Here is an 11,595-nt window from a genome sequence, read left to right as displayed (position 1 = left end):
CGAGCAGGATGGAACCGGTTAAAATGGGTAATTTGGCCAACAGGCTGCTGATGATGTTGCTGCCGCTGCTACGGTCGGCACTGGTTTTGCCGGCGCTGGTGGTGTTTTCGGCAACGGCTACCATTTGGCCACGGTGTTTGTTGTAGATGACTTTGTAGCGGTTTTTGTTCATTTTTATACCTGTATTGATAATTTGAAATGCTAGCTGATGAGTGTGGTTTTTTTATTACACTGGCTGTAGTTCAAGTGGGATTATTACGCTTTGGTTTAACCGGCAATATTCTGTGCCGACAGTGCTGTTAGCTAGTACCGGTTGGGCGTAATAAGTGATATTTGCAGCAAATTAACTATGTTTATGTTTATATTTTAGTTTTTTAATTTTAATATAAGTTAATTATTATTGCTATTGTAACAGTAGATATTTGAATTTGTTTGTTATGCAATCTGATATTGTAAAGATTTTACAATTATGATTATCGTTTTATTATATTGTTATTTATTAACAATTTAATAATCTGAATAGATAAAATATATTAGGTATTATTTTAAATAATACAGTGTTTTAAATACGATGCTATGAAAAGGTGATATTGGGTATGGTTAAGTGGTGCTGTGTTAGATGATGACTGTATTATGAAATTGCGTTGATTAACAAAATAGTAAATTGCTGGTTGGTCTGATTAAATTGATGTGCTGTTTCTGTAGCAATCAGGGTATTTTTACCGGTAATACCTTTTATGATGTACAGCCAGGCGGCTGATTTGAGTTTGATACTATGGTGATGTTCAACTGAAGAAGTTGGTGTTTATGGTTGTGGGTATTGATGATTTAACTCAGGAATGATAAATGGTCTTTTTCTATGTAAATTTTATGAGGGGTTAATGTGTTGATGTTGTGGCATTAATTAGGTTTAAATTGGTGGTTAATGCTATGAATAACAATATGATACTTGTTTGTGAAGCCAGCCAGCTACTGATGGTGCTAACCGGTTTTTCAACTATTAGTTAATAAACCGGTTATTGGGGGTAATCAGTTATGGTATTACTCATGAACAATTCAGATAAAAATATCAATTTTTATCTGCTGGCGCGCCCAGAAATAGGTGATAAGCAGCGTTGTGGGTCTGTTCCTGATAGGTGTAGCCAACATTATCCAGAAAAATTTGGAATTTTTCTGTATCTGCCGGGGGAATGTCCAAACCCACGAGTACGCGGCCGAAATCGGCGCCATGGTTGCGATAGTGAAACAAGGTGATGTTCCAGTCTGATTGCATGTGAAGCAAAAAGCGTCTTAATGCGCCCGGCCGTTCGGGGAATTCAAAGCTTATCAGATGCTCGTTGGCTACTTTGCTGGTGCGTCCGCCAACCATATAGCGGATGTGCAGTTTGGCCATTTCATTATGGGTTAAATCCAGCGTGGGTAGGCCATTGCTGTTTAGTTCTTGCACAATGTGCTGTAAGTCGGCGGTGTCATTACTCTGAATGCCAACAAAGATATGGGCTTTGTGGTCGTCGCCATAGCGATAGTTAAATTCGGTAATGCTTCTGTTGCCAATCAAATCGATAAAATGGCGGAAACTGCCCGGCTTTTCTGGAATGGTAACGGCAAAGATGCCTTCGTGGCCTTCTGATAGTTCACAGCGCTCAGATACGTGGCGTAGCTGGTGAAAATTCATGTTTGCGCCACTGGTTACTGCTATCAGGTTTTGATGCTGGCACTGATTACGGCCAATATAGGCTTTCAGGCCGGCCAGTGCCAGTGCACCGGAAGTTTCGGTTATGCTGCGGGTGTTATCGAATATATCTTTTATGGCGGCACAGATGCTATCGGTGTCTACTACGATGATGTCGTCAAGCAGATCACGGCATAGGGCGAACGTTTCTTCACCTACTAGTTTAACAGCGGTGCCATCGGCAAATAGGCCGACTTCTTTCAATTCTATACGTTTGCCCGCAGCAATGGATTGTTTCATGGCGCAGGCGTCTTCGGTTTCTACGCCGATAACTTTAATTTCAGGGCGTACGTTTTTTATGTAGGCTGCTATGCCGGCGGCGAGGCCGCCACCGCCGATAGCCACAAAAACGGCGTCTATTGGTTTGGGGTGCTGCCGCAGTATCTCCATGCCGATGGTACCCTGGCCTGCAATTACGTCTGGGTCATCAAAGGGCGGAATGTAGGTTAGGCCGCTTTGGGCAACGAGTTGCATGGCATGGTTGTAGGCATCGTTGTAGGATTCTCCCGCCAGTACTACTTTGCCACCGCGTTTTTTGACGGCGTCTATTTTGATTTGTGGTGTGGTTTGGGGCATGACGATGGTAGCTTCACAACCTAATTTTTGTGCTGAAAGTGCTACTCCTTGAGCATGATTGCCAGCAGACGCGGTAATCACGCCTTTTTTCAGGGCACTGCTTTGCAGTTTGGCCATTTTGTTATAGGCACCACGGATTTTAAAGGAGAATACGGGTTGCAGGTCTTCTCTTTTCAGCCAGATGTGGTTGTTCAGGCGGTCGGACAGATTGGCAGCATAATCCAGAGGAGTTTCAATAGCCACATCGTAAACAGCGGCGGTAAGAATGCGGGTAAGGTAATTTGCGTGATTGTTCATGGTATGTAGTGAGGGAATGGCTGATTTTATTATACAGATTATCTGTTTAACTTATTTAATCCAAAATTAACGATAACGCGGCTGTTTTTTTTATGCAAGTAAATTTGCCAATATGGCTTATTATGGGCAGGCACCTGTTTATAATGATGGGTATAGATAGAATGTGGTTGATATGGGTTAATCTGGATTTAAATTAGATAGTAGATATGATGAGAATTGTTTTTCGTTGGCTCTATACGACTTTGCTGATGGGTATTCTGCCATTAGCGCAGGCGGTGAGTTTGCCTGAAATCAATGCAGCTGCATATGCGGTGGCTGATGAGCAAAGCGGCACGATTCTGGCCAGCAGAGATAAGGATGCGCGGATAGAGCCGGCAGCTCTGACAAAGCTGATGACCGCTTATCTGGTTTTTGATGCTTTACATAGTGGTAAGTTGAAAGCGCAGCAACCGTTGAAGATTTCAACTGCTGGCTGGCACACTGATGGTAGCCGTATGTTTTTACAGCAGGGTGTGCCGGTAAATGCTGAAACGGTGGTGCAGGGGATGCTGGTTGTTTCTGCCAATGATGCAGCGATTACGTTGGCTGAAGCAGTTAGCGGGGGAGAGAAGGCGTTTGTACGGCGTATGAATGCGGAAGCACAGAAAATGGGGCTGGAAAATACCCACTTTGTTAATTGCACGGGCTTGCCGGCAGAAGGGCAATATAGCAGTGTGGGTGATTTGTTGCTGGTGGCACAGGCATTGGTGCGTGATTTTCCTCAATATCAAAGTTGGTTTGCTAAAAAATCATTTTCCTATAATGGGATTACTCAGTTAAACCGTAATTTGCTGTTGTTCCGGGATGATAAGGTGGATGGGCTGGCTGTGGGTTATACTATCAATGGCGGTTACAATCTGGCGGTGAGCAGTAAGCGCAATGAGCGCAGAGTTATTGCGGTACTGGTAGGTGCGGATAGCAGTGAGGCCAGAGCGGCAGAAGGCAGTAAGTTATTGAGCTGGGCGCTGACTTCTTTTAATACAGCCAGAGTGTATCCTGCCAACCACAAGGTGGCAGATATTGCTGTTTATAAGGGGGCGCATGTTAAGGTAGCTGTGGGTTTTTTGCGTGATGCGTATGTTACTTTGCCATCTGGTGGGGCAAAGCAGTTATCAATGGAACTGGAAGCGGTGCAGCCGGTGGTAGCGCCGGTGCGTAAAGGGCAAAGTATGGGTACGTTGAAATTGCTGCTTGGTAAGCAGGTAGTGGCACAGCAGGAAGTGGTGGCCTTGGATGACGTGGGTGAAGCTGGTTGGTTTAGCCGCTGGCTGGATGGTGTGTCTTTGTGGTGGCGCGGCCTTTTTAGCTGATGTTACTCTGCGATGCAGGCAGTAAGCAGGTTGATATTTCCGGCTGGTCTGAAGTGCTTGCTGATTTTGGTTACTGTGACTGATTCAGCTTGTCAGTGATATGGATTGGGCTAGTAAACGGTTAAATGGTATATGTTACGGTCTTGGATAAGTTTTATTTAAAAAGAAACCCATCTGTAGATGGGTTTCTTTTTTGCATTAATTATTCATACGGGTGTTGCAGCAAAATGGTTTCTTCTCGGTCTGGACCGGTAGAAATCATGGCAATCGGAGCACCGCAGATTTCTTCAATGCGTTTCAGATAGGCTTTGGCATTATCTGGTAAGGCATCATATGATTTTAAACCGTAGGTGCTTTCCTGCCAGCCCGGCATGGTTTCGTAGATGGGGGTGCAGGCAGACACAGCATCTGAACCACAGGGCAGAATATCTGTTTTTTCGCCGTTGTAATCATAGCCTACACAGATGTTGATGCTATCCATGCCATCCATGACGTCCAGTTTGGTGAGACATAAGCCGGAGATGCCATTGACTTGAATGGAGCGTTTCATTAGTGCTGCATCAAACCAGCCGCAGCGACGCGGGCGCCCGGTTACTGCACCAAATTCGTTACCACGTTGCGCCAGGCCTTCGCCTACGCTGTCAAAGAGCTCGGTTGGGAATGGGCCGGAACCGACGCGGGTAGTATAGGCTTTAACAATGCCTAGTACGTAATCGAGTTTGGTGGGGCCTACACCTGAGCCAACGGCTGCGGCGCCGGCAATACAGTTAGAAGAGGTAACATAGGGGTAGGTGCCGTAATCGATATCAAGGAATGTACCCTGTGCACCTTCAAACAGTAGTGACTCGCCACGGGCATTCATGTCGTTTAGCTCGCGGGAAACGTCACCAACCATGGGCCGTATCTGTTCGGCCAGTTCCAGAGTTTGCTGATAGATTTGTTCGGCATCCAGTGCTTGCTGCCCATACAGGCCGGTGAGCTGACAGTTATAGATGGCTACAGCGTCTTTGATTTTCTGCTGTAATACATCCGGCTGGAACAGGTCCATGACGCGTACTGCGCGCCGGGCAATTTTGTCTTCATAGGCCGGGCCAATACCGCGGCCGGTTGTCCCGATTTTTTTATCGCCTTTGGCTGCTTCGCGGGCATGATCCAGCGCAATATGGTAGGGCAGAATCAGTGGACAGGTTGGTGCAATGGTAAGCTGTTTGGTTACATCGATACCGGCCTGCTGTAATTCGGCCATTTCACTGAGTAAGGCTTCTGGTGATACAACCACACCGGAACCGATAAAACAACGTTTGCCTGTATGCAAAATGCCGCTGGGAATCAGTCGTAATACGGTTTTTTTGCCATTTACTACCAGGGTATGGCCTGCATTATGTCCGCCCTGATAACGTACCACGCCGGAGGCACGCTCAGTTAGCCAGTCTACTATTTTACCTTTGCCTTCATCACCCCACTGGGTGCCGACAACGACGACGTTTTTTGCCATATGGTTTTACCTGCTCATACTAAGGGTTAATTATTGCTACAAAGGAATCAGTTGCCATTGCTGGTTTTGCCACACTAGTTGGCGATCGCATCCTTTGACATTGTTGCATTCAGGCGTGTAATCGATGATGACGCATTCACCGGCTGAACGCAGTTGCTCTATTTCGTTTTTTGCAGCGGTGGCATCGTGCACGCTGACTTTTATGCCGCGCAGTTTTTCTACTGGAGGCAGATGCCCGATTAAATCGCGTAAGTCAAAACTGAAACCGGACGCAGGGCGGCTGCGGCCAAAATATTTACCCAAGCCATCATAGCGGCCACCACGTGCCAATGCATCAGGCCAGTCTTCACTATAGGCGGCAAACAATAGTCCGGTATGGTAGTTGTCTACCCGCAGTTCGCTCAGGTCAATAAATATATTATGGCTGGCAAAAGCGGTGCAGATTTGCTGTAGTTGTTGTAATGCCTGGTGTATTTCCGGTAAATCCGGCAATGTGGCTATGGCAGTCTGCAATACTTTTTCGGTGCCGTATAATGTGGGTAATGCCACGAATGCATTAATCCATTGTTCTGGAAGCTGCCATTGCTGTACACATTGCTGTACAGCGGCGGCGTCTTTAGCCTGCATGAGCTGCAACAGGGTGGTAGCCTGTTGTGCTTCCAGACTGGCCGCTTTGGCCAGTGCGTGAAAAATTCCTATGTGGCCTAATGACAAGGTTGGCTCTGGTACGTTGACGATTGCCAGGCTTTTCAGCATTAAATCAATTAGTTCAATGTCTGCTTCAATGCCCGCATGGCCATACAGTTCTGCACCAATCTGTAAAGGTTCACGTGTGCTTAAAAAGCCATCGGGGCGTGCATGCAGTACCGAACCGGCATAGCACAGGCGATTCACTCCGTTATTGGCTGAAAGCAGGTGAGCGTCAATGCGGGCAACCTGTGGGGTGATATCTGCACGCAGGCCAAGCTGACGACCGCTGAGCTGGTCGACAACGCGAATGGTTTTTAGAGACAGGCCTTCATCGATACGGGTAAGTAAGGATTGGCTGTATTCGAGTAGAGGAGGGCTGACAAGTTCGTAGCCATGAACGCGATAAAGTGCTAACAGCTGTTCTTTGGCGCTTTCTAGCTGGCGCGCGGCAGAAGGAAGGATGTCGGCAATGTATGCGGGCAATTGCCAAGACTGCATTGGGATTCCTCACAAAATACAAGCCACACTGAGCCTGTGGGAACAGTGTGACATGGACATGAAAAGGCAGGTGAATGCTGTGCCTGAGGTCTGTTAAAACATCACTTTATCACAATTTAACGTTTTTATACCAGTGACAATTATGGCTGGACTACCATTTTACCCAGCCGGTAGCCCAGGTAAGCAAAATGATGCCGCCAAATATAATCCGGTACCAGGCGAAAGGAATATAGTTTTTGTGAGCAACAAAGCGCAGTAATGCTTTAACGGCTACGAGTGCGGATAGAAATGCTGCTACAAAGCCAATCGCGATTAAAAGTAAATCGTCCCGGGTAAATTCACTCAGATGTTTGAGCATGTCGTAACCGGTGGCGGCAATCATTACCGGTACGGCCAGAAAAAACGAAAATTCTGTGGCTGCTTTGCGCTCAATACCCCACAGCATGCCGCCCATAATGGTACTACCGGAGCGGGAGGTGCCGGGAATCAGTGCCAGAATTTGTGCCATTCCCACTACCAGTGCATCGCGCGGACGCATATCTTCTACGCTTTTGACTTTGGGTTCGATGCGGCTCTGGCGTTTCTCAATCCAGAGAATGAGCAGGCCGCCGATGACAAGGGCAGTGGCCACAGTGATGGGGTTAAACAGGTAGTGTTTGATTTGCTCGCTGAACAGTAATCCCATGATGGCTGCGGGAATAAAGGCGATGGCCAGATTGAGAACAAAACGGTTGGTGGCAGGCTCTTTACCAATATGGGTGATGATATGAGCAAAGCGATGTTTGTATTCAAAAACAATCGCGAGGATTGCACCCAACTGAATGGTGATGTCAAATACTTCACCTGTAGTCTGAAATTTAAGCAGGTTGCCGACAACAATCAGATGGCCAGTACTGGAAACAGGTAAAAATTCGGTTAGGCCTTCGACGATGCCCAGTATCAGGGCTTTTAGAAATAAGATAATATCCATTTTTATTTACTGTGCTTTGTGTATTGATGCCATGATTGTTACGCAAAACAGCAAAACAATAGTGTGTTTAGGGGTAAACACACTATTGTTTTAGTTGTAGATTAAAATCTATCGATTTGCAGAAGCAGCCAGTGAGGCACCTATGCTTTTGGGTAGTTTACGTGTATTTGTAGCCCCTGTGCTATTTTCATTGCGTACTTTTTCAATTAATTCATTTAGTGTTTTCATTCCCGCTCCGAATCCTCGCGGAAATTTAAGTTGGTATTTGCCGCCAACGATAACGATTGGTGTGGACTGGATGTCGTATTTTTCACTCAGTTTGCGCATGCTGGTGGCTGCGGCAGCGTTTTCCAGGCTGTTGTAGGCTTTGACAAGTTTTTGACCATCAAATGTAGTTTGCTGTACTGCCCATTTGTTGAATACCTCAGGCCGCCATAATTCGATTTGTTTGTTAAAGATGGCATCAAAAATTGGCGGGTCTGCCTGTAGTTTCATTCCGGTACTGTTTACTGCTGCGGCGACACGAGCCAGATTGTAGTAAATATTATCATCCCACACTACGTGCACCGGGCGCAGATAGGTATCGGGGGCGAAGGATTTCATTTCCTTGAGCATGTATGGTTCGAGATGTGAACAGTGGATACAGCTGTAGGAGAAAAATTCCAGCACTTCAACTTTGTTTTTGTGCAGTTGTGGAATGGGTTTATCGAGTACGACGTAGTCTACGTTAACTAATGCTGCCTGTGCCATACCACTGGCAAATGCCAGTGTGGTGGCCATGATTCTAATGATTTTTTTAAGCATGTTGATTCCTTGTTTTCATGAAAGCTGGCTGATTCAGGATGCTGCTCTGGTCAGGCTGTCGATATTGTGTTGTTGCAAGGTTTTTTTAATTTGGCTGGCCTGAGTCTGGGTCAGGTGATCGGTCTGAACACGGTATTTGGTTGTACCGTTGACTTTGGCACTGTGCACGCTACTGTTGATGCCAAGCATTACTAGTTTGGCGCGTTGTGCATCGGCATCGGTGCGATTGTTAAACGAACCGATTTGCAGATAGACTTTGCCGTCAGTATGTTGTTTTTCCGCAGCCTGCTGGGCTTTTTCCAGACTGCCGTTATTTAGTATCTGTTCTGGGGTGACATGTGCATGTTTGGGGGCAGACGGTGCTTTTTTGGGTGTTTTGTCTGGTGTTTTATGCGGTTCGGCTGGCTGGGTTACTTGTGAGTGGTTTGTAATGACTTCGTCAATGACCTCGTCTTCGATACCGCCCATGTTAACCGGCTGTGAGGCAGTAGGAGTAGCCTGTGTTTCGCTGGCTGTGACTGTAGGTGCAGAGGTCTCCGGTATAAATGGCTGGGTAGGTGAAGCATTATTTGGTGTGAGTATTTCTGGCTGTGGCGGCGCAGAAGCAGTAGAGTGACCAGGAGTTTTGAAATCTGACTTGCTTTTGTTCAGGTAAAACAGGACGCCAGCAATGACGATGGTTGCAATTAGCAAACCGACGATAAAGCTGACGAGTCCTTTACCTGCCTGACGAAGAGGTATGTTTATATGCATGTTGAAAGCCTTTATGTTGGCATTGTATACGGCAAAATCTGTTCAGGACCGGATTGTCATCCATATGGGTATGACGCCCATTTTTTGCCCTGTTGATATTATAAAGCACGGCGGAAACTTATGGCGCGCAAAATATGACTGGTTTCAACGTCATGAGTATCCGCCATATCTGCCAGTGTACGGGCAATACGCAAAATACGATGAAAGCTGCGTGCTGAAAGTGATAGTTTTTCCATGGCACTGGCCAGAGTCTGCTTGGCTTCAGTGCTGATTCGGGCGATATTGTCCAGTTCACGGTTGCTTAATTGTGCATTGATTTTACCCTGACGCTGATACTGGCGCGTGCGGGCTGTGCTGACACGCTCACGAATACTGCTGCTGTTTTCGCCATTCGCCTGTTGTATTAAGTCACTGGCCGGCAGGCTGGGTACATCGATAATGAGGTCTATGCGGTCGAGCAGGGGGCCGGAAATTTTATCTCGGTAACGGGATATGGCTTCCGGTGTGCAGCGACACGGCTTGACTGGATGCCCAAGATAACCACATGGGCAGGGATTCATTGCGGCTACAAGCTGAAATTTGGCTGGATAGGTAGCCTGACGTGCGGCGCGGGAAATGTGAATTTCGCCACTTTCCAGTGGTTCCCGCAATACTTCGAGTACTTTGCGGTCAAATTCAGGCAGCTCATCCAGAAACAAAATGCCGTGGTGCGCTAAAGAAATTTCACCAGGCCGGGGATCGGAACCACCACCTACCAGCGCAACGGCTGAGGTGCTGTGATGAGGGGAGCGAAAAGGCCGTATTTGCTGGTATTGTTGCTGCCCGTGTGGTAAAAGTGACTGTAAAGACCAGACGCTTACCAGTTCTGTTGCGGTTAATGGAGGTAATATACCGGGCAGGCGCTGCGCCAGCATGGATTTGCCTGTTCCCGGTGGTCCTGACATCAATAAGCTGTGACCACCGGCTGCGGCTATTTCCAGGGCCAGTCTGGCTGTTTGCTGTCCGCGTACATCTGCCATATCGGGATAGGCTGTTTCGACCGGCTGCTGTTGCAAGTGTTGTGTCTCAACGGCAGTAAGTAATTGCTGCTGGTTGAGATGGGCAGCTACTGCAGCCAGTGTGCTGGCTCCATATACCCGTGTTTGCGGCAGTAAGGCAGTTTGAAAAGCGTTGTCTTGTGGCAGAATAAAGGCGCGCTGGTGTTGCCGTGCAGCTTCTGCCATGGCGATGGCACCACGGATTGGCCTGATTTGGCCGGATAGGCCGAGTTCTCCGGCCAGCTCATACTGATGCAGAATGGCGCTGTCTATCTGGCCGGAGGCTGCCAGTATGCCGATGGCTATTGGCAGGTCAAACCGACCCGATTCTTTAGGCAGATCAGCCGGTGCTAGATTGACGGTAATTTTTTTGGCCGGAAAATCGAAACCAGACTGAATGATGGCAGCCCTTACCCGATCCCGGCTTTCCTTGACTTCGGTATCCGGTAAGCCAACGATACTGAATGCAGGCAGGCCATTGGCCAGATGAGCTTCTACTTCTACCAGTGGTGCTGCCATGCCTGTCAGGGCACGACTATAAATAACTGCCCATGACATGGGTTGATTCCTCAGGCAGGCGAATCGGTATTGTTCTCTGGTGCAGAAGCAGGGGTGGTGCTGTTGTTGCTGTTTTGTGCCAGCAATGCTTCCAGTGCAATTACCCGTGTTTCTAGCTCGGCCAGTTTTTCTCTGGTTTTTAGTAATACCTGCTGCTGAATATCAAATTCTTCGCGTGTAATCAGATCCATCCGGTTGAAAGCACTGCCAAGCATGGATTTGACATTTTTCTCCATGTCTTTGATAGGGCTGTTGCTGATGGTATCACCGAGTTTATCGCTGATGTCGTCAAAAAACTTTTTGCTGAACATGACCTGAATCCTTTTAATGGCAAGGTAATCAATGTCTGTGATTGTACGGGTGAAACAGTTGGCAATGCAATGCTTATGTGTTGTTCAGGGAGCAGAAAACACAATATTGTAGTGCTGGCCGTCAAGGGTTAAATCGCCGAGAAAATCATTGCGCTCATCAACACATACTGGTAGTACGGCGTGGTGCGCTGTCCAGATGCCTTGTCCTTGTGGCTTGAAATCTGTACGGTTAAAGCCCAGATCCATATTGCGCATGGTGAAATGGATGCTGATTCGCTGTACTGATGCTGGTACATGATGCATGCTGATGTCAAAGGGTTTGGTGATATCGGCCGGCGGTGTAAATTGGATTACTGCTCCGCCGGGCAATATGCAGCCGGTGCGCACGTTGCAATTACTGAGTGTGCTTTGTGCATTTATACGGCTGTTTTGCCAAAGAACAATGCCAATGATGCTGGGGACAGCTATGATAAAGATAAGTAGTCCGATGATGACGGTGGTTGAATTTCTGGCAGGCTGAGTCAT

At 47.3% G+C, this 11,595-nt stretch carries 11 protein-coding genes; 1 reads left to right on the top strand and 10 read right to left on the bottom strand.

The window, feature by feature from the left end; genetic code table 11:
- Window positions 1-172: ESPR domain-containing protein (locus GYX26_RS11670; protein WP_174828536.1), on the bottom strand; the 172-nt coding region annotated here is incomplete at its 3' end.
- Between the two features lie 897 nt (window positions 173-1,069).
- On the bottom strand, window positions 1,070-2,605 hold the full coding sequence (gene ilvA / locus GYX26_RS06180) for a threonine ammonia-lyase, biosynthetic (protein ID WP_174828535.1): 1,536 nt from the start codon (window positions 2,603-2,605) through the stop codon (window positions 1,070-1,072).
- A 206-nt stretch (window positions 2,606-2,811) separates the two neighbouring features.
- On the opposite strand from ilvA, the gene GYX26_RS06175 reads away from it, so the two are divergent.
- Window positions 2,812-3,954 (top strand): D-alanyl-D-alanine carboxypeptidase family protein, encoded by a 1,143-nt coding sequence (locus GYX26_RS06175; protein WP_174828534.1) that lies wholly within the window; start codon window positions 2,812-2,814, stop codon window positions 3,952-3,954.
- A 202-nt stretch (window positions 3,955-4,156) separates the two neighbouring features.
- Here the strand turns inward: GYX26_RS06175 and GYX26_RS06170 are convergent, their stop codons facing one another.
- The 8 genes from GYX26_RS06170 to GYX26_RS06135 form a co-directional block, all read right to left on the bottom strand.
- A complete protein-coding gene (locus GYX26_RS06170) occupies window positions 4,157-5,449 on the bottom strand; it encodes an adenylosuccinate synthase (RefSeq protein ID WP_174828533.1) in 1,293 nt (430 codons plus the stop codon).
- Between the two features lie 36 nt (window positions 5,450-5,485).
- Entirely contained in the window at window positions 5,486-6,637 is a 1,152-nt protein-coding gene (locus GYX26_RS06165) for an ATP phosphoribosyltransferase regulatory subunit (protein WP_174828531.1), read from the bottom strand.
- 151 nt (window positions 6,638-6,788) lie between these two features.
- A complete protein-coding gene (locus GYX26_RS06160; protein ID WP_174828530.1) occupies window positions 6,789-7,607 on the bottom strand; it encodes an undecaprenyl-diphosphate phosphatase in 819 nt (272 codons plus the stop codon).
- Window positions 7,608-7,715: 108 nt separating this feature from the next.
- Complete coding sequence (locus GYX26_RS06155) at window positions 7,716-8,411, bottom strand: thiol:disulfide interchange protein DsbA/DsbL (RefSeq protein ID WP_100091470.1); 696 nt, start codon at window positions 8,409-8,411, stop codon at window positions 7,716-7,718.
- A 33-nt stretch (window positions 8,412-8,444) separates the two neighbouring features.
- Complete coding sequence (locus GYX26_RS06150; RefSeq protein ID WP_174828529.1) at window positions 8,445-9,164, bottom strand: SPOR domain-containing protein; 720 nt, start codon at window positions 9,162-9,164, stop codon at window positions 8,445-8,447.
- A gap of 98 nt (window positions 9,165-9,262) precedes the next feature.
- Window positions 9,263-10,759 carry a YifB family Mg chelatase-like AAA ATPase gene (locus GYX26_RS06145; RefSeq protein ID WP_174828528.1) on the bottom strand — a complete coding sequence of 499 codons (1,497 nt, stop codon included), beginning with the start codon at window positions 10,757-10,759 and terminating at the stop codon, window positions 9,263-9,265.
- Between the two features lie 11 nt (window positions 10,760-10,770).
- Window positions 10,771-11,070 (bottom strand): accessory factor UbiK family protein, encoded by a 300-nt coding sequence (locus tag GYX26_RS06140; protein WP_100091467.1) that lies wholly within the window; start codon window positions 11,068-11,070, stop codon window positions 10,771-10,773.
- 84 nt (window positions 11,071-11,154) lie between these two features.
- Window positions 11,155-11,595: a hypothetical protein gene (locus GYX26_RS06135; RefSeq protein WP_174828526.1), complete on the bottom strand. Its 441-nt coding sequence runs from the start codon at window positions 11,593-11,595 to the stop codon at window positions 11,155-11,157.

Source organism: Snodgrassella sp. ESL0253, assembly GCF_013344965.1.
Classification (GTDB): domain Bacteria; phylum Pseudomonadota; class Gammaproteobacteria; order Burkholderiales; family Neisseriaceae; genus Snodgrassella; species Snodgrassella alvi_B.
The sequence above is the reverse complement of the archived record's forward strand: the minus strand, read 5'-3'. Positions and strand labels throughout refer to the sequence as shown.